Raw genomic sequence first — 17,005 nt, forward strand, 5'->3', positions numbered from 1 at the left:
ATTTTTTTCCACTATAAACGTTCCCGTACAGGGGAAAGTCAAGGGAATGATAGATTGGGGTTTTTCCATGTTTAAGATCAGTGAATTTTCCCGATTGAGCAGAGTGTCCTTAAAGACGCTTCGCTTTTATGACCAAATTGGCATTTTGAAGCCAGCGGCTATCGACAAAGAAACTGGCTATCGGTTTTATGCAGCAGAGCAATTGGTTACACTCAATCGAATCCTTATGTACAAGGATTTGGGGTTTACGTTGCAGCAAATTCAGCAATTGCTTCATGAAGAGATGTCCATGGACCAACTACAAGGCATATTCAGGCAAAAAGAAAGGGAAATGGAACAACTACTTGAGGAGGAGCAAGCACGATTGAATCGAATCAAGGAACGTCTGCTGTCGATCGAGCAAAAGGGGTACGTAGAACAAGAAGTTGTCTTTAAACGAGTCGAAGCCCAAAAAGTTGTCTCGTTCCGTGCGGAAGGTACGGTGGAAGAGATTCCGCTGCTTTTCGATCGGCTTGCTCATTATGCAGGCAAGCAGCAGAGAGGGGTGCTTTCTCCCATCGTTTTGTGGAAGGAATCGGAGAGAGATGAGACGGCATTCGAAATGGAGATCGGCTATGTGCTCAAACAGGACATTCCCTTGCCATCCGACATGCTGGAAATACGTATGCTGCCAGAGGAGCCGATGATGGCCACCCTGGTTCAACGCGTAGAACCATTCGTTCCTTCGACAGCCTGTATTGACTTGGCAAAATGGATAGAGGGCAATCAATACCGGATCAAAAAAGATCAGCCAGGCAGAGAAAACTATCTACAATCCTCGCATGGGGGCGATACGTATGTAGAAGTACAAATTCCCATAGAATCGCCATGAAGAAGGCCAGTACCTGTATAACGACGAGGTACTGGCCTTTTGCTACGTATGTTCATTTGACGCTGGTAGAGGCAGGTAGTACATTGAAAATACAGAAAATTCAAAGGTAGAAAGAAGGGAATCCTACGATGAATAGAAAAGCGCGTCGGTTCATTGATCTGAGTGTGCCTCTTGATCGTCTGGCAAAAGAACCGTTTCCGCCTGAGATTCAATACAATAGCCATGAAGAAGGGGCTGTCCAGGCTGCCCAGTATTTCGGATTGCAACCAACGGATTTTCCCGAACAGAAGGCTTGGGCGAGTGAAACGGTGACACTCACGACACATACAGGAACACATGTAGATGCGCCATGGCATTACTGGCCTACTTCAGAGGGAGAGCCAGCGAAAACGATTGATCAGTTGCCATTGGAGTGGTTCTACGGAGATGGTGTCCTGCTTGATTTTAGTGAAAAGCCGTCTGGCTATGAAATCACGGCGAATGATGTAAAACAGAAGCTCGCCCAAATCCAATACGAACTGAAACCGTTCGATATTGTCCTGATCAGGACGGATGCGGATAAAAGATACTATGCAGAGCACTATTTTCAATCACATGCAGGAGTATCCGCCGAAGCAACACATTGGTTGATCGATCAAGGAATCAAGGTCATGGGAACCGATGGGTGGGGGTGGGATATTCCGTTTTCCGTTCAAGCCGCTGATTATAAACAAAATCCGCGCGATGGCGTTTTATGGGCAGCTCACTATGTGGGAAAAGAGAAAGAGTATTGCCAAATTGAAAAGCTGGCAAATTTGGAGCAATTGCCGAGGCCCTACGGGTTTACCGTTTCTGTGTTTCCTGTAAAAGTGAAAGGAGCGAGCGCGGGATGGGCGCGTCCTGTTGCGATTATCGAAGAAGAGGAGTAGTTGCATAGGCATGAACAAGCGAGCAAAAGTTTTGTTCCTCCTACTTTTCTTGGGCTTTTGTTTCATCATGATCGCGAATGTTTCTCTGATCGGGTATCCTGCATTGCCATTCGATTCCAAGTCAAAAAGAGAAGTGACGGAGCTGTTGGACGAAAACACGGGAGCCATCGTCAAATTGACGACGGAGGAAAACGTCGATTGGTATGGGTATGGGCCGCAAGCGAATGAGGCTTCAGCGGCAGAAGCAATGAAACGAGCAGTGACAGAAAAAGGCTGGACCTTTATCCAGCAAGAAGGGGCCGGATACTTTTTTGAACGGGGGAAAGAGAAGCTGATCATCACGTCACAAATGTGGACGGGCAACTATGTACTCTTTCGAATCCCCGCAGGTGTTCTAAAACCTTAAAGGGGAAGGACTTTCCACAGCAAATATTTCTCCCGCAAACAAACAGCACAAGGCCGATATCCCGCAGCAATAGCAGTAGCTTCATCTGCAAAAAATACGCGATGACGGACATAACCGCCTCGCGTAATAGCTCTGATGGCAGAGGGGCAATCCAGTCGGCCGTATATTTTGCGTGGCCGGTAGCCCCCCAATGTACCCGGAGTATCACTTTGATAAAAGGAGCGATCAGCTCCGAGCAGGGTGTATGTTTTGGCAGAGTCAGCATCTTGGGGTGCTGGCTTTTTCGGCGTAGGCATATGGCTCCCTCCTTTATTGGTAGTGTGTCGTGTTCACTCCAAAAGGAGGAAGTCACAGTCAGCCTACATAAAGTGTTTCTTACCTTACGAGTATTTCGGAATCGCGAAGTAGGCGGTCAAGCGGTGGTTGATCTGCTCTTCGTTGAGTTCTGGGAACAATCTCGCTTCCTTCACCATATCGTATAGGCGCTCCATTGGCTCGCGGCCATCGGCTTTCTTTGCCTTCGCGTCGTTTTTGAGCAGCTCCCAAATCCCAACCACATACTCGCGTCTGGTGATATCTTGTTTGCGGAAAAAGAAATCGAGGCGCTCCACATGATCCATGAATTCGCCGCCGAAGCGCTTGTCCACTTCCCCGCGCAAGAGGGCGATTTCTGCTTCGTACATCGGACGCTCATTGCCTTTTTCCTTGCTGATCCAAGGTGTCTCCAGTACAAGTGGCAGGTGGCGGATTTTCTCGTGGTTCACGATGTAATTCATCGCATCAAAGCCGATGAGTCCCGCACCGATTGGCGCGTGGCGGTCTTTGCCTGCTCCGCGGAAGTTTTTGCTGTCATTCAAGTGAACGACAGCGAGACGATCCAAGCCGATTGTCCGGTCAAACTGTTCCAGGACGCCATCGAAGTCGTTGACGATATCGTACCCGGCGTCGTGAATGTGACACGTATCCATGCAGACGGTCAGCCTGCTGTTGTCTTCTACTTTCTCGATGATGGCCGCGATTTCCTCAAAGCTGCGACCGATTTCCGTTCCTTTACCAGCCATAGTTTCCAGTGCGATGTTCACGTTGGTGTCTTTGACACCTGTCAGCACTTCATTCAAGCCTTCTGCGATCCGGGCAATGCCGTACTCTGCATCCTTGTCCGTGTATGCGCCAGGGTGCAGCACGATATTCTTGACGCCAATGTAGTCGGTCCGGCGAATCTCTTCTTGCAGAAAACGGACAGCGAGCTCATAGGTATCGTCCTTGTAAGAGCCCAAGTTAATAATGTATGGGGCATGTACCACAATTTCATCCACGCCTTGCTTCGCCATTACTTCTTTGCCTTCCGTAATGTACTGGTCCTCGATCGGCTTGCGGCGGGTGTTTTGCGGTGCACCGGTGTAGATCATAAAGGTACTCGAGCCATAAGTGGCTGCTTCTTCGGCGGCATTTAGCAGTCCTTTACCGGAGAATGATACGTGCGAACCTATTTTTAGCATAGGATAGAACCTCCTTTGATTAATAAAGAAAACGCCATAAATAAAAAGTAGCGTACGACTCCCAATTCGTCCAAGCCTTTGACAGCTCTCGTATTTCTGCTTTTGTCGGCTTTTTTTCTTTGCCTAGTAAAAATTTGATTGCATTGTGCAGGCCGACATCATCGATGGGAAAAGCAGAGGGCATTCGCAGACAACGCATGAGCACATAGTTGGCCGTCCACGGTCCAATCCCGCGGATGCTGGTCAATCGTTTCTCCGCGGTTTGATAATCTCCTCCGTCCCATAATAGCTCTTTCGATAGTTTCCCTTCAACGATGAGTTGTGCGACGTCAATCAAATACTCGCATTTCTTGGTCGTCATGCGCAATTCATCCAGATCAGCGACGGTCAATCCGGCGATTTTCTCCGCTGTGGGAAAAAGCCAATACGTCTCTTCTTCGAACTCTACCCGTTTTCCAAATGTCTCTACCAACCGCCGCTTGAGGGTGTACGCATAGGTCAGGTTAATTTGCTGTCCAATGATTCCCCAACTGAGCGCTTCAAACAGGTCGGGAATGCCCATGGTCCGCAGCCCGTAAAACTTTTCAACGGCCTGCTTTAGAAGAGCATCCCCTGCGGCAAGCTCATAAAACGGAACCAGGTCTCGATCGAGATCGAACCAATCCCGGACATAGCGAGCTACCTCTATCCGGACTTTTTCAGTGGGCAAAGAAGGGCTGAGAAAACGCACAGTCAATCCTTGTTCGTTATCTGCGTGAATTTCGACCACTTGTTGATCTTGTTCCATCGGGATGGCTTTGTAGAGGCGCCCGTTTTGAATGTGAAACATGCATTCGTTGGATGCTCTGGACAAGTATTGAAGATTTTGCGAAAAACTGAATTCCGTAGGCACGGACAAGATTATTTCTTCTCTATTATCGACCCAAGCCGAGTGGGATAGACTGCTTGTCATGCGAAAACCTCCTGTCTGACTTCCTCCTAGTTTTATAATAAGAAAAGCGATATTGTCATTTCGTTATCTTGCTATTTTAATCTTCTAGCAGTACGGATCACGTAGCGCGGGGGTATACTGTCGGTAAGAGCAAGCGATTCGAAAACGGCTATGGCAAAGGAGATGACATGTGTTGGAGGAACGGGTAACCGATGAGCGATGGCATGCCATTATTCATAACGATGCGTCTTACGATGATCAATTTTTTTATGCGGTAAAAACGACGAAAATCTTTTGTAGACCGTCGTGCAAGTCGAAGCCGCCGAAGAGGGAGAACGTGCGGGTTTTCCAACATGCAAGCCAAGCCCTGCGGGAAGAATTTCGTCCATGTAAACGTTGCAAGCCCACGGGAGAGAGGTTGCCTGATCGTGAGTGGGTGGCACAAATTACACAATATATTGATTCTCATTATAACGAAAAGCTGACGTTGGAGCATTTGGCTGATATGTGCCATGGCAGTCCGTTTCATTTGCAGCGGACGTTTAAGCGACTCATGGATATGACGCCCGTGGAGTACATCCAGAAAAAGCGGATGGAAAGGGCGCGGGAGCTGCTGGCTCATTCGAACAACCAGATCGCGGATGTTGCGCAATTGGTAGGAATGCCGAATACGCCGTATTTTATCACGTTGTTTAAAAAAATGACGGGCAAGACGCCGAGTGAATATCGTCATCTGTACGTCAAACAACAAACGACATAAGCTGCTTGTGAAATGTGATATCTTTAGAAGTAAGAAGCATCTGCATCCGAGAATAACCACCACTTCCATGAGAGTTTTTTGAAAACGGGACGGAGGGGTTAAGGGATGAGCAAGGGAGCATTTTCTTTAGACAGACTCGGACGCATGCATGACAGGCTGAGTGGCTATGTCGAGCGCGGAGAACTGCCAGGACTGGTCTCACTGGTTTATCGGAAAGGTGAGGTGCATGTCGAGGCGATTGGTACGCAATCACGCAACGTCTGATGGATTCACCACAACCACCTGGTGCTTTCCTTGATTTCTGGACTACTGCCTATCAAGCGATTGAAGATGAGAAAGAAAAAGGAGCCCTGCCAAGATGAACGATACGAAAACCTTGCGAGAAGTATTTAAAAAGACGACTTATCAAATCGCTGGGCACAGCAAGAGAGACATCCATCAATTGCAGCAGGTCCTGTCCAGGGTGGATGGGCATGTAGAGGGTGATATGTACGGAACAGGCGAGCTCATCGAGAATTTTCAGCGCAAGATGGCCGAATATTTGGGCAAGGAGTCTGCCGTGTTCTTTCCCAGCGGTACGATGGCCCAACAAATCGCGTTACGCCTCTGGTGCGATGAGAAGGGAATCAAAAAGGTCGCCTATCATCCGCTCTGCCACTTGGAGATTCACGAGGAAGATGGGCTGAAGGAGCTGCATCAGATCGAGGCTGTCTTGCTGGCGGATAAAGATAGAGTGATTGAACTGGACGATGTTCTTGGCATGGACGACGATATCGCGTGCCTGTTGCTGGAATTGCCGCAGCGTGAGATCGGCGGACAACTGCCCGCGTATGAGGATCTGGAGGCGATCTCCCGTTATTGTCGGAAAAAAGGAATTCGTCTGCATCTGGATGGTGCCCGGCTTTTGGAAATCTTGCCGTATTACCAGAAGACAGCCGATGAGGTATGCGCGTTGTTCGATAGTGTGTACGTTTCCTTTTACAAAGGGATAGGCGGAATTGCCGGAGCGATCCTGGCTGGGGATGAAGACTTCACGAAGCAATCGAAGGTATGGAAAAGACGACATGGCGGGGACCTGATTAGTTTGTACCCGTATATTGTCACGGCAGAATACCATTTTGAGCAGAGAAAACATAAATTCAGTCAATATTACGAGGATGCAAAAGAGCTGGCAGCACTCTATAACCAATGCCAGGGGATATCCACGAGACCGGTCGTACCTGTATCCAACATGTTTCATGTGCACGCAGATTTGTCGAAAGAAGAGCTCGAGCGTATCATGGTCTCACTTAGTGAAGAAACAGGGATTGGCTTCACGCATTATGTAAGACAAGACGACGAATCTTCTAGCTCCTACGAGGTAAGTATTGGCGATCGGTATGCGATGATCCCGAAGGAAGAGCTAGGGTTGGCATTCGAAAAGCTGTATCAAAAAATAGGGGAGCAGAAATCAAAAGCCGAGTAAATGAATCAAATACATACCGGGCTGCGCGAATTTTTCCGAAAGAAGAGAAAGGAATCGATATGTTCACTATCAGACCGTACGAACAAAGCGACTACCCTTCGATCATGGCTTACGATTTGCCGCAAGAACAAGCGATCTACACGTCTTTACCAGTCGATGTGATCGAAGCATCTCAAAACAATCCTGATTATAAGCCGTATGTAGTTTTCGACCAAGGCCATCTGATCGGCTGTTTTGCCTTATTCACACCATCCACAGGCAATCCCTACACACCAAATGACCAGGCGCTTATTTTCAAATCATTGTCGATCGATTCCCGCCATCAAAAGAAGGGCTATGCTTTGCGAGTATTCCATGGCTTGGCTGACATCGCGAGAGAGCATTACCCGGGGCGAGAGGAAATCGTGTTGACGGTGCATCATACGAATACGCCGGCGATCCAACTGTATAAAAAGGCGGGACTCGTCGATCAGGGATGGAGATTTGCGGGTGAGTATGGCGAGGAGCTGATTTTTCATCTCGATTTGACTGCTTCAACATGAATGGTTGCGAGTAGTAGCTTTTTAAAAGCCCCTTTCTGGCAGCGTGTGCTGTAAGAAGGGGGCTTTTGGTTAGGTTTTCACTAGTTCGCCTGTACGCCAAATCGGGTAAACAATTGCCAGATCAGCTCTCGTCTGCTGGACACCCCGGTTTTTGCGAAGATGGACTTCAAATGATCCTGAACCGTATAGGCGGAGATGTGCAGTGTGCGCGCGAGCTCCTTCGTGGAAGCGCCGCGGACAATCTGGTCGAGTATTTGCTTCTCACGTACTGACAATCCGTATGCTTCGGCGATGAGTGGCAGCATGTCAGCAGGTTTTGCGGGACCGAACAAGACAGCCAAGTGGACCGTGCTGCTTTGGCTATTCATGGGGCTTGCCTGAATCGTCATGTAAGGGCCATTTGGCATGCGAATGCAGACTTTTGCCATGGATGACGTGCGACCTTCTGCTAGCTGAGAGAGCGCCCGCGAACAAACTGCTCGCACTGGTCGGGGCAAGGTATCGCGATCAATGGACTCCCATTGGCGCAGCAGGGTCAGCCATTTTTCCGCTGTGGAATTGGCAGCGAGCAAGATAAACTGATCCGACAGCATTAATATCCCCATCTCTTCTTCTATCCACGTATTCTCCTCAGCGGGTAAGGACAGACTCGTCTTTCGCAACTGATAAGCAATCAGCGGAGCCAAAGCCAAAATACATTCACGTTCTGGCTCAGAAAAAATGGGACGCCCCTGCGAACGAAACAACGTTAAATAACCCCAGCATGCACCATCGTACTTGAGGGCAGCACGCATTTCATCATGAAAACCGGCGGGGAGCAGAACATTGCGATAGCGGTCACTGCGTTCAAGCTGTCCCTCGGTCGCTTGACTCAACGTAGCGACAGGCTCAGCCGCTTTGCATAGATCATCATACCGATTAAAGTCCTCGCGCAAGTATTCATGCTCAAAAATCCCATGATGAATCGCTTCCACCCCGTTTTCTGTAATGGCTCCGGTGGACAAAAGTGTTTGCGGATCAACGGCGGTACAGCAGGCCCCGTCAAAAGGGACGACCTCTCGCAATAGCTGCAAGAGCGCTGTCCGATAGTCTTGTGAGGAGTGAGAAAAGCGTTCAGCCAGTGCCATCACTTTCCGTTTGCTCGCTTCCCGATTTGTGCTCATTTGCATTCTCCTGTACGTCTATTGACATTAGAAAATCCCAGCTTTGTGGGATGGTGCTCTCCTCGTTCCTCTCTATAATTGAGAATAATTCTTAGTCTAAATTTACAAGATACGCGAGGAGTTGGAAAGACCATATGAGCCAGCGGCAGCGCTTTTTCATGATGATCGCGATTTGTCTGGGTGCATTCTTGTCTCATTTTACGGCGGGGATTGTCAATGTCTCGCTCCCTCAGTTCACATACATTTTCCAGACGAAGCTGGCGATTGCACAATGGATTACAACGGGTTATTTGCTAGTCATTGCGTCTCTTCTTCCTTTTATGGGCAAGCTGGGAGATCGATTCGGGCATCGCGTGCTGCATAATTACGGCTTCCTGCTGTTCACGGTAAGCTCTGTCTTGGTGGCATTCTCGACGACGATCACGATGCTGTTGGCGCTACGAATCGTGCAAGCCATCGGAGCGGCTATGTTCCAGGCCACCAATATCGCGCTCATTGCGATTTTGCTCCCAAAAGAAATGCGGGGGAGGGCACTGGGGATCATAAGTACGGCTGTTGCGCTTGGCGGCATGACGGGGCCGATTGCAGGTGGGATGATCGCGTCGTGGCTGAGCTGGGAGTGGTTGTTCCTGATTCATGTTCCTGTCGCTATCTTGGCTACGGGGCTGGCTTTTCGTTACATTCCTTCTCATGAGCAGACGAAGAAGGCCAGTTCACTTGATTTCGTTGGGGCAGGTCTGTTCATGCTGCTGGTCAGCTCAGTCATTATCGCAATCTCCAATGGAAACGGGTGGGGCTGGGATTCAGGAGGGATGCTCATCCTTTTTGGAGGTGTACTCGTCTTGGCATGGGCGTTTTTCTGGTGGGAGCGGCGACAGTCAGTACCGTTTTTGCCCGTAGCGGTCTTTCGCCAATCGGCTGTGTCCAGTGGACTGTTCATTAGCTTCACTTCGTTTGTGCTCGCTAATCTCGTACTGGTTGTCCTGCCGTTCTACCTGCTTGATCAAGCGCATGTTTCTCCTTTGACAGCAGGGTATATGATGACTGCTTATCCACTGCTGCTGGCGCTGACGGGTCCTTTTAGTGGCTGGGCTTCCGACCGCTATCGGGCACGACCACTCATTTTTGCCGGTCTCGGTGCGATGGGGGCAGGGATGACCGTCTTGGCGATCTGGCTAGAGGCATTATCTACGGTGGAAATCATCGGGGTACTGGCTTTGGTAGGGGCAGGTATGGGGCTGATTGCTTCGCCCAACAACAGCTACATCATTCGCCACGTTCCGATGGAGCATGCGGGTGCGATCGGAGGCATGATCGCCTTGACGCGCAATGCAGGGATGGTGGTCGGCGCAGCGTTGGGACTGGGCATGATGAACGGCGAATCGAATCAAGCTGTGCAGCCGATGATTGATGCGTATCGTGCGGTTTTTGGAGCAGGTGGACTGATCTGCCTGAGCGGATTGTTGGTCTGGTGGTATGCGGGACGTCTGGAGCGGCAGAAAAAGAGAGGCGCAGAGGTGGAGAAGGCATGAGCAAGGATCGAATTGTGGTAATCGGAGGGTACGGTCATGTAGGGGCAACCATATGCAACAATTTGGGTGAAGCATATCCGGGACGGGTGTATGCTGCTGGACGCAGCTTGGAGAAGGCTGAAGCATTTTGCCGAGAAGCAAATGGGAAGGTGCTGCCGCTACAACTTGATATTCACAAGCCGTTGGACCAAAGTATGCTGGAAAAAGTCAAGCTGGTGGTCATGTGTCTGGATCAGACGGATATGGCTTTTGTGGATGGTTGTGTGCGAAACGGAACGCATTATCTCGATATTTCGGCAAATGGCCATTTTTTGACGCAAATCGAACAATGGGGGAGCCAAACTGAAACGAAGAGCATGGGAACAGCCGTGCTCAGTGTAGGACTGGCGCCAGGTCTGACCAACCTGCTCGCAGGGGAAGCTCATCGCTTGCTGGATCAGGTGAGTGAGCTGGACATCTTCATTATGCTTGGTCTCGGTGATCGGCACGGGAAGGCCGCGATTGAATGGACTGTCGATAACTTGTGCACGAGCTACGAGGTGATGAATAAGCATCTGCGTGTGACTGTAGAGAGTATGACAGAGGGCAAGCTCGTTGATTTTGGACCGGAGCTGGGGAAAAAGCACGCGTATCGATTTCCGTTTTCCGACCAGCAGACATTGGCGCGCACTTTAGATATCCCCACAGTATCTACCCGACTTTGTTTTGATCTGGATGGGATGACGAGAGTGATGGCTGGTTTGAAGAGCATAGGAATTTGCCGACTACTTCATCAACCAAAAGTACGGGAAGCCACAATTGAAGCGTTTGGGCGTTGGAAAATGGGGGACGATCGGTTTGCCATCAAGGTAGAAGCACGGGGAAAACGGGGAACGAACGAGGCGATAGTAGAGTGTCTGCTTTACGGGCGCGATCAGTCCAACATGACCGCAATGGTGGCGGCTGCCGTAGCAAAATCACTGTATGAAGAAGCGTTTCCTCCAGGAGTCCACCACATAGAACAACTGTTTTCTTTAGAAAAAATGAGATTTTGGCTGGAGCAAAAAGCATCACTGACCATATTTGTCAGGGAAGCCGGTCTATGATAGAGCTATCGACGAACCGAAGAGGGGGCTTTATTATGACACACTATGCCAAAAACATGTACGATTTTCACGCGTGGGCGAATCAGACGTTAATCAATCGCTTGAAGGAACTTCCGGAAGGTGTTTACGAGCAAGAAGTCCAAAGCGTTTTCCCGACAGTAGCAAAAGTGATGGAGCATATTTATATGGTGGACCAAGGCTGGATTCGCATATTGCAAGGCATGGACATGCAAGCGGCATTGAATGAGGCATGGCAGGAGGAAAAGGAATTGACGGGAAAAAGCTTGGAGGAAGTAGAGCAGTTGTATGCCAAGCTGGTCGAGCAATTCAAAGCTTTTCTCAGCCAAGAAGAAGATTTGGATCGCCGCATTGTCCTCAACAATCCGTACACGAGAGTACGCGATACGAGCTTGGCAGAAATCATCATGCAAGTGGTCAATCACGGAACGTATCATCGTGGAAACATAACGGCGATGCTGCGCCAAATGGGGTATCCTTCTGTCATGACCGATTATGCTCTATACTGGTACGCCAACTGACAAGAGCCTTAGGCTGGAAGAGATTTCATTCTTCTGGCCTTGGGCTGTTGACAAGGGAGAATTTTGGTCCTATAATTATCTCAAATTCAAGATATTTAATTTTCGTTACATCGTCATCCTACTTCCCCAAGCAGGAACATTTTTATACGCTATTATCTTTAATTTAAGATATCCAAAAGTGAATGAGATAGAAAAAATCGAGGAGGAAGTCCCATGAGTGAATTCACTACCCTTGTAAAAAACAGAAGATCCGCAAACAAGTTTCTAACGGACGTAACGATAACACCTGCTGATATCGATGAAATCATGTCGCTGGTCAAATTCGCACCATCTGCATTCAATTTGCAGCATGCCCATTATGTAGTTGTCACCGATCCAGAAGCCAAAGAGCGTGTATATGAAGCCGCATATAGACAATATAAGGTGAAAACCGCTTCGGCAGTTGTGCTTGTATTTGGAGACAAGGAAGCATACCAAAGCGTAGAGCGCATCAATGAGGGGCTTCTTCATTTAGGGATCATGGATCAACGCGAGTACGATCACAACAATTCTTCAGTCAGAGCGATGTACGAGTCAGGAGGAGAGCAGTTCAAGCGCGATGAAGCGATCCGCAATGCCAATTTGTCCGCAATGCTGTTCATGCTCGCTGCAAAGGATAAAGGCTGGGATACGTGCCCGATGATCGGCTTCGATCCAGCAGCCGTCCAAGAGATAGCAAAGGTTCCGGACAGCTTTGTGCCAGCTCTGATGATCACGATTGGAAAAGAGGATACATCCAGCCAGCGTGTCAGAGGATACCGCAAGCCCGTTGGAGAGTTCGTGAGCTACAACACATTCCAAGCAAGTAAATCATAATTTGAGGAGGCTATTCAAAATGACACAGCAAACAGCAGGAATTCACCATATCACGGCTTTTGTTACAAGCGCCCAAAATAACGTTGATTTTTACGCAGGTTTTCTCGGATTGCGCATGGTGAAAAAAACGATTAACTTCGATGCGCCAGATGTATATCATCTGTACTTCGGGAATGAGGTCGGCAGTCCAGGTACCGCGATCACCTTTTTCCCGTGGGAATCTGGTCGCCGCGGACGCGTTGGCGGTGGGCAGGTAGGGTATACGACTTTCTTGATTCCGGTGGGGGCGTTTTCCTTCTGGGAGGATCGACTGAATAAATTCGGAATCGAGTACCGCCGCGTGGAGCGTTTTAACGAAACGTATCTGCAATTTACGGACAGAGACGGCTTACAGCTGGAGATCGTAGAACGTGAAGGCGGCCCAGCAAGCAAATGGTCCTTTGGCGGAGTACCGGCTGACAAGGCGATCAAAGGCTTCGGCGGTGCGATCTTGTACAGCATGGCACCGGCCCATACCATGGATGTTCTCGAGAGACTAATGGGACTGACTAGAGTTGGCGAAGAAAACGGCCTTGTCCGCTTCCAGGCTCACGGCGATTTGGGTAATATCATTGACGTGAATGCCGAACCAATACCAAGAGGAGCAGGTGGCGCAGGTACGATCCACCATATCGCATGGCGTGCCATAGACGATCAGGATCACCAACTGTGGCAGCAGCGCGCGGCTCAATCCGGTCTCCATCCGACAGATATTATTGACCGTCAATATTTCAATGCCATCTACTTCCGCGAGCCAGGCGAGATTTTGTTTGAAATTGCGACAGATCCTCCGGGCTTTGAACGAGATGAGCCATTTGACACATTGGGTGAAAAACTGATGCTCCCCGAGTGGTATGAGCCACGTCGTGCCCAGATTGAGCAAGGCTTGCCGCCGATTACAGTCAGAGTGTTGGAGGAAGATAAATCATGAATTTGAAGCATATTTTTCGAAAAGGAACCGATTCAGAAGCACCGACACTGTTGCTGCTTCACGGAACGGGCGGAGATGAAAACGACCTCTTGCCACTGGCCAATCGCATTTATCCAGGAGCTTCTGTACTGAGTGTCCGTGGGAATGTTCTCGAAAACGGCATGCCACGATTTTTCCGACGCCTAGCAGAGGGGGTTTTTGACGAAGAGGATTTGGTCTACCGCACGGAGGAGCTGCATGACTTTTTGGATCAGGCGGCGGTTACGTATCAGATCGAGCGAGATAATATCGTGGCAGTCGGCTATTCGAACGGAGCGAATATCGCAGGGAGTCTCCTGTTCCATTACCCGAATCCGCTAAAAGGGGCGATTCTTTATCACCCAATGGTTCCACGACGTGGGATCGCTCTGCCTGATATGTCAGCCATCCCGGTGTTCATCGGAGCGGGCACGAACGATCCGATCTGTACTGCACAAGAGACGGAGGAGCTGAACCAAATACTGACAGAAGCAGGTGCTGATGTGACTGTGCATTGGGATTCGTATGGTCATCAGTTGACGGTGAAGGAAGTAGAGGCTTCGGCCGCGTGGTTTACAGAGATGTTTCGCAAGTAATCGATGAATAACAAGAGCGGCGGGCTTAGGTGTCTGCCGCTTTTTTGTGTGCGCAAACCGCTGTTTTTCCGGGAAAAGAGCATGTTTCCCGCAGATTTAATCAGATGTGTAAGAGTCTGCAAGAGCCAGCAGGATTCGTTCATCCCTTGTTCATATTGCTTCTTTACGATTGATCCACGTAGATAGGCGCAAGCCAGTGACGATTTGCAGGATGGTAGACAAGTGAGTATCATTCAAAATAATGAAGCAGGAGAACCAGAGGGCGGAGTAACAAGGGGGCCAGCTTGATGAAACTGACGATTTTGATTGCAGATGACGACCCACACGTACGTGAGCTATTGCGGTTTTACTTAGCAAAAGAGGGATACAACGTCTTGGCTTGTGTGGATGGAAATGAGGCTTCGGTGCTGTTGGAACAAGAGTCTGTCCAGCTCGCCATCGTGGATGTGATGATGCCAGGCAAAAACGGCTGGGAGCTGTGCCGGGAGATCCGGGAATTTTACGACCTCCCTGTCATTATGCTAACGGCAAAGGGAGAGGTGCGGGATAAGGAAAAAGGCTTTTTGGCGGGGACGGATGATTATTTGACCAAGCCATTTGAGCCTACCGAATTGCTGTACCGCATCAAGGCCTTGCTGCGTCGCTATCAGATGGTCAGCAAACAAATCATCGTCATAAACGATACCGTCATTGATCGGATCAGCCATGTCGTGAAGGTGAAAGATGAGTTGATTCATTTACCGTTAAAGGAATTTGAACTGCTTGCCCAGCTTGCCAGTTTTCCTGATCGGATCTTTACCCGAGATCAACTGTTGGAGCTAGTGTGGGGGAGCGACACCGAGAGCGATAGTCGTACCATCGATGTGCATATTAAGCGGCTGCGAGAGAAATTTACGGAGAAAACAAATGACTTTGTCATTTCTACCGTTCGCGGCTTAGGCTACAAGCTGGAGGTACGAGGCACGTGAAATCTCTCTACGTCCGGGTAGTTCTTACCTTCGTCGCAATTGTACTGATCAGTGGCACACTTGGATTTTTGTTGGCAAATGAGTATTATCAACGAAATTTGCGTGCTTATAATGAGCAAAAAATCACGAGCATCGGCCAGCAAATAATCGATTTGTACGAGCATAAATCCACACTCGACCTGCCCGCTTACATGACCCACGTAGCCAATTTGAATTTTCAGATGTATCTCGTGGATGAGAATGGCGAAGTAAGTCAATTCGGAGCACCTTTTCGCGATCAGCAGATAGAGCCTGCCATCGTGCAAAAAGTGCTGGCGGGTGAGACTTACAGAGGGATTACAGAAGAACAGCACGGTTTGTTTGTGACCGGATTTTTTGAGAATACATTAAAAAACAGCATTGGCTTGCCGCTTACAGCAGAAGGGAAAAAATACGCCCTGTTTGTACGGCCAAATATTGAGCAGCAGTTTGGTGAGGTGCATATTATGTTTGCCTTGCTGTTGGCCGCGATGTTTGTGCTTAGCCTAATCCTGATCTTGATATTTACCCGTTATTTGGTGAAGCCGATCGAGAAGCTAAGCCATGCGACCAAAAGGCTGGCAGAAGGCCAGTACGACATCCACCTGGACATCGCTCGCCGGGACGAAATCGGCGAGTTGGCCATGCATTTTGCCAGGATGACAGAGTCACTCAAACAACTCGACGAGATGCGCCAAGAGTTTGTCTCCAATGTCTCTCATGAAATCCAATCTCCATTAACATCGATCCAAGGCTTTTCTCAAGCCATCCGCAGCGGTGGTGTGACAAACGAGCAGCGGGAAACGTACTTGACTATCATCGAAGAGGAGAGCAGACGGCTGTCTTCCTTGAGCAAGCAACTGTTGACGCTTGCTTCCCTGGACAAAGAGACAGGTCTGTACGAACCGACCCGTTTTCGTCTGGATGAGCAGATCAGGCAAGTCCTCTTAGTTTTGCAGCATCAGTGGCAACAAAAAAAGCTCGTGATGGAGCTGACTTTACCGGAGACCTTCATCGTCGGTGACAAGCAGTTGCTCAATCAAGTATGGATGAACCTGCTTGCCAACAGTATCAAATTCACCCCAACGGCTGGCTCTATTTACATTACGATACAGAAGGATACGCGAATCGTCGTGACCATTCGGGATACGGGGATCGGCATGTCAGAAGAAGAGCAGGAGCATGTCTTTGACCGTTTTTACAAAGGAGACAAGTCACGCAATCGAGAAGCCACGGGAAGCGGTCTCGGTCTTTCTATCGTGCAAAAAATTTTGCAGGTCGCAAAAGGCAGCATTCACATTCAAAGTCGGATAGGCGAAGGGACAACGGTCATGGTCAGCCTACCGACGGGTGAACAGCCTACTGCGCGAACGACAAACGAAGCATAACGAAGCGAAGCAAGGGAGTGATTTCCATGAATATCGGCATGCGTGTTCTCGCCGCAGTCATATCCGCTTTCATTACCGGTCTGTATGCTGCGTTGATCATCTACATTTATCGTGATCCAAGCGCGCCGTACGGGTTCGGACAAGAGTATTTGCTGGGTGTGTTCTTAAGCATGGCAATGAACCTGATTGTCTTCGTATGGCTGTCGGTATTCGTGGACTGGCTAGTGAGTCGATTGCACTTGAACAGGTGGAAAAAATACGCTGTGCGTTTCGGGGGATATGCTGTTATCGGCTATGTGCCTGTGTTTTTTCAATGGCTAATGAGTGTTGATCCACATGCTAAATTGTTTTATCCGCAGGCAACGGTTTTTGTGTTCGCCAGTATATGTTACTTCCTTATATTTGTGGGAATAGAGGCGATCAGGCAGCGGTTTACCCGGAAAACGAGTGTAAATCACCATTGTTAATCAAATGTTTAAAATGCGGGAGAA

The 17,005-nt window shown here is 49.1% G+C and carries 20 protein-coding genes; 16 read left to right on the forward strand and 4 right to left on the reverse strand.

The genetic code is table 11. The features are described from left to right. The first annotated feature begins 67 nt into the window (after window positions 1-67). From HP568_RS22030 to HP568_RS22040, 3 genes are all read left to right on the forward strand, one after another. Window positions 68-871 (forward strand): MerR family transcriptional regulator, encoded by an 804-nt coding sequence (locus HP568_RS22030; protein WP_173630225.1) that lies wholly within the window; start codon window positions 68-70, stop codon window positions 869-871. A 128-nt stretch (window positions 872-999) separates the two neighbouring features. After that, window positions 1,000-1,779 carry a cyclase family protein gene (locus HP568_RS22035; protein WP_048036054.1) on the forward strand — a complete coding sequence of 260 codons (780 nt, stop codon included), beginning with the start codon at window positions 1,000-1,002 and terminating at the stop codon, window positions 1,777-1,779. 10 nt (window positions 1,780-1,789) lie between these two features. Beyond that, window positions 1,790-2,185, forward strand: coding sequence for a hypothetical protein (locus HP568_RS22040; RefSeq protein ID WP_217366713.1), 396 nt, complete (start codon window positions 1,790-1,792; stop codon window positions 2,183-2,185). Here the strand turns inward: HP568_RS22040 and HP568_RS22045 are convergent. The 3 genes from HP568_RS22045 to HP568_RS22055 all read right to left on the reverse strand — a co-directional run bounded on the left by HP568_RS22045 (window position 2,182) and on the right by HP568_RS22055 (window position 4,636). After that, window positions 2,182-2,481, reverse strand: coding sequence for an Ada metal-binding domain-containing protein (locus tag HP568_RS22045; RefSeq protein ID WP_048036055.1), 300 nt, complete (start codon window positions 2,479-2,481; stop codon window positions 2,182-2,184). The genes HP568_RS22040 and HP568_RS22045 overlap by 4 nt on opposite strands. An 84-nt stretch (window positions 2,482-2,565) precedes the next feature. Next, on the reverse strand, window positions 2,566-3,684 hold the full coding sequence (locus HP568_RS22050) for a deoxyribonuclease IV (RefSeq protein ID WP_173630226.1): 1,119 nt from the start codon (window positions 3,682-3,684) through the stop codon (window positions 2,566-2,568). A 19-nt stretch (window positions 3,685-3,703) separates the two neighbouring features. Beyond that, window positions 3,704-4,636 (reverse strand): DNA-3-methyladenine glycosylase family protein, encoded by a 933-nt coding sequence (locus HP568_RS22055; RefSeq protein WP_173630227.1) that lies wholly within the window; start codon window positions 4,634-4,636, stop codon window positions 3,704-3,706. Window positions 4,637-4,805: 169 nt separating this feature from the next. On the opposite strand from HP568_RS22055, the gene HP568_RS22060 reads away from it, so the two are divergent. The 4 genes from HP568_RS22060 (at window position 4,806) to HP568_RS22075 (ending at window position 7,382) form a co-directional block, all read left to right on the forward strand. Continuing rightward, the gene (locus HP568_RS22060; protein WP_173630228.1) at window positions 4,806-5,375 is read left to right on the forward strand and encodes a bifunctional transcriptional activator/DNA repair enzyme AdaA; all 570 of its coding nucleotides are present in this window, start codon (window positions 4,806-4,808) and stop codon (window positions 5,373-5,375) included. A gap of 105 nt (window positions 5,376-5,480) precedes the next feature. Continuing rightward, window positions 5,481-5,639, forward strand: coding sequence for a hypothetical protein (locus tag HP568_RS22065; RefSeq protein WP_217366714.1), 159 nt, complete (start codon window positions 5,481-5,483; stop codon window positions 5,637-5,639). A gap of 94 nt (window positions 5,640-5,733) precedes the next feature. Next, entirely contained in the window at window positions 5,734-6,840 is a 1,107-nt protein-coding gene (locus tag HP568_RS22070) for a threonine aldolase family protein (protein ID WP_173630229.1), read from the forward strand. A gap of 59 nt (window positions 6,841-6,899) precedes the next feature. Beyond that, the gene (locus HP568_RS22075; protein ID WP_173630230.1) at window positions 6,900-7,382 is read left to right on the forward strand and encodes a GNAT family N-acetyltransferase; all 483 of its coding nucleotides are present in this window, start codon (window positions 6,900-6,902) and stop codon (window positions 7,380-7,382) included. Window positions 7,383-7,462: 80 nt separating this feature from the next. Here HP568_RS22075 and HP568_RS22080 read toward each other — a convergent pair whose 3' ends face one another. Further along, window positions 7,463-8,545 carry a helix-turn-helix transcriptional regulator gene (locus HP568_RS22080; protein WP_173630231.1) on the reverse strand — a complete coding sequence of 361 codons (1,083 nt, stop codon included), beginning with the start codon at window positions 8,543-8,545 and terminating at the stop codon, window positions 7,463-7,465. Between the two features lie 134 nt (window positions 8,546-8,679). Here HP568_RS22080 and HP568_RS22085 point away from each other — a divergent pair, with 134 nt between their 5' ends. From HP568_RS22085 to HP568_RS22125, 9 genes are all read left to right on the forward strand, one after another. Next, window positions 8,680-10,077: an MFS transporter gene (locus HP568_RS22085; RefSeq protein WP_173630232.1), complete on the forward strand. Its 1,398-nt coding sequence runs from the start codon at window positions 8,680-8,682 to the stop codon at window positions 10,075-10,077. After that, window positions 10,074-11,162, forward strand: a complete 1,089-nt coding sequence (locus tag HP568_RS22090; protein WP_048036063.1) for a saccharopine dehydrogenase family protein — start codon at window positions 10,074-10,076, stop codon at window positions 11,160-11,162. The genes HP568_RS22085 and HP568_RS22090 overlap by 4 nt, the downstream gene beginning before the upstream one ends. 35 nt (window positions 11,163-11,197) lie before the next feature. Then, window positions 11,198-11,701, forward strand: coding sequence for a DinB family protein (locus tag HP568_RS22095; protein ID WP_173630233.1), 504 nt, complete (start codon window positions 11,198-11,200; stop codon window positions 11,699-11,701). Window positions 11,702-11,914: 213 nt separating this feature from the next. Then, window positions 11,915-12,556 (forward strand): nitroreductase family protein, encoded by a 642-nt coding sequence (locus tag HP568_RS22100; protein WP_048036066.1) that lies wholly within the window; start codon window positions 11,915-11,917, stop codon window positions 12,554-12,556. A 19-nt stretch (window positions 12,557-12,575) separates the two neighbouring features. Beyond that, entirely contained in the window at window positions 12,576-13,526 is a 951-nt protein-coding gene (locus HP568_RS22105; RefSeq protein ID WP_048036067.1) for a ring-cleaving dioxygenase, read from the forward strand. Further along, window positions 13,523-14,140, forward strand: coding sequence for an alpha/beta hydrolase (locus HP568_RS22110; protein WP_173630234.1), 618 nt, complete (start codon window positions 13,523-13,525; stop codon window positions 14,138-14,140). Before HP568_RS22105 ends, HP568_RS22110 begins: the two co-directional genes overlap by 4 nt. 287 nt (window positions 14,141-14,427) lie before the next feature. Beyond that, window positions 14,428-15,108 carry a response regulator transcription factor gene (locus tag HP568_RS22115; protein WP_173630235.1) on the forward strand — a complete coding sequence of 227 codons (681 nt, stop codon included), beginning with the start codon at window positions 14,428-14,430 and terminating at the stop codon, window positions 15,106-15,108. Continuing rightward, window positions 15,105-16,514: a sensor histidine kinase gene (locus HP568_RS22120; RefSeq protein WP_173630236.1), complete on the forward strand. Its 1,410-nt coding sequence runs from the start codon at window positions 15,105-15,107 to the stop codon at window positions 16,512-16,514. The genes HP568_RS22115 and HP568_RS22120 overlap by 4 nt, the downstream gene beginning before the upstream one ends. A gap of 26 nt (window positions 16,515-16,540) precedes the next feature. Next, a complete protein-coding gene (locus HP568_RS22125; protein WP_173630237.1) occupies window positions 16,541-16,981 on the forward strand; it encodes a hypothetical protein in 441 nt (146 codons plus the stop codon). Window positions 16,982-17,005 lie beyond the last annotated feature (24 nt).

Source organism: Brevibacillus sp. MS2.2 (genome assembly GCF_013284345.1).
Taxonomy (GTDB): domain Bacteria; phylum Bacillota; class Bacilli; order Brevibacillales; family Brevibacillaceae; genus Brevibacillus; species Brevibacillus brevis_C.

What these genes read in the sequence shown, in the direction of transcription:
- HP568_RS22085 (WP_173630232.1), top strand. Translation starts at nt 8,680, where the DNA reads ATGAGCCAGCGGCAGCGCTTTTTCATGATGATCGCGATTTGTCTGGGT.
- HP568_RS22110 (WP_173630234.1), top strand. Translation starts at nt 13,523, where the DNA reads ATGAATTTGAAGCATATTTTTCGAAAAGGAACCGATTCAGAAGCACCG.
- HP568_RS22080 (WP_173630231.1), bottom strand. Translation starts at nt 8,545, where the DNA reads ATGAGCACAAATCGGGAAGCGAGCAAACGGAAAGTGATGGCACTGGCT.
- HP568_RS22105 (WP_048036067.1), top strand. Translation starts at nt 12,576, where the DNA reads ATGACACAGCAAACAGCAGGAATTCACCATATCACGGCTTTTGTTACA.
- HP568_RS22100 (WP_048036066.1), top strand. Translation starts at nt 11,915, where the DNA reads ATGAGTGAATTCACTACCCTTGTAAAAAACAGAAGATCCGCAAACAAG.
- HP568_RS22125 (WP_173630237.1), top strand. Translation starts at nt 16,541, where the DNA reads ATGAATATCGGCATGCGTGTTCTCGCCGCAGTCATATCCGCTTTCATT.
- HP568_RS22040 (WP_217366713.1), top strand. Translation starts at nt 1,790, where the DNA reads ATGAACAAGCGAGCAAAAGTTTTGTTCCTCCTACTTTTCTTGGGCTTT.
- HP568_RS22035 (WP_048036054.1), top strand. Translation starts at nt 1,000, where the DNA reads ATGAATAGAAAAGCGCGTCGGTTCATTGATCTGAGTGTGCCTCTTGAT.
- HP568_RS22030 (WP_173630225.1), top strand. Translation starts at nt 68, where the DNA reads ATGTTTAAGATCAGTGAATTTTCCCGATTGAGCAGAGTGTCCTTAAAG.
- HP568_RS22075 (WP_173630230.1), top strand. Translation starts at nt 6,900, where the DNA reads ATGTTCACTATCAGACCGTACGAACAAAGCGACTACCCTTCGATCATG.
- HP568_RS22115 (WP_173630235.1), top strand. Translation starts at nt 14,428, where the DNA reads ATGAAACTGACGATTTTGATTGCAGATGACGACCCACACGTACGTGAG.
- HP568_RS22045 (WP_048036055.1), bottom strand. Translation starts at nt 2,481, where the DNA reads ATGCCTACGCCGAAAAAGCCAGCACCCCAAGATGCTGACTCTGCCAAA.
- HP568_RS22070 (WP_173630229.1), top strand. Translation starts at nt 5,734, where the DNA reads ATGAACGATACGAAAACCTTGCGAGAAGTATTTAAAAAGACGACTTAT.
- HP568_RS22090 (WP_048036063.1), top strand. Translation starts at nt 10,074, where the DNA reads ATGAGCAAGGATCGAATTGTGGTAATCGGAGGGTACGGTCATGTAGGG.
- HP568_RS22055 (WP_173630227.1), bottom strand. Translation starts at nt 4,636, where the DNA reads ATGACAAGCAGTCTATCCCACTCGGCTTGGGTCGATAATAGAGAAGAA.
- HP568_RS22050 (WP_173630226.1), bottom strand. Translation starts at nt 3,684, where the DNA reads ATGCTAAAAATAGGTTCGCACGTATCATTCTCCGGTAAAGGACTGCTA.
- HP568_RS22095 (WP_173630233.1), top strand. Translation starts at nt 11,198, where the DNA reads ATGACACACTATGCCAAAAACATGTACGATTTTCACGCGTGGGCGAAT.
- HP568_RS22065 (WP_217366714.1), top strand. Translation starts at nt 5,481, where the DNA reads ATGAGCAAGGGAGCATTTTCTTTAGACAGACTCGGACGCATGCATGAC.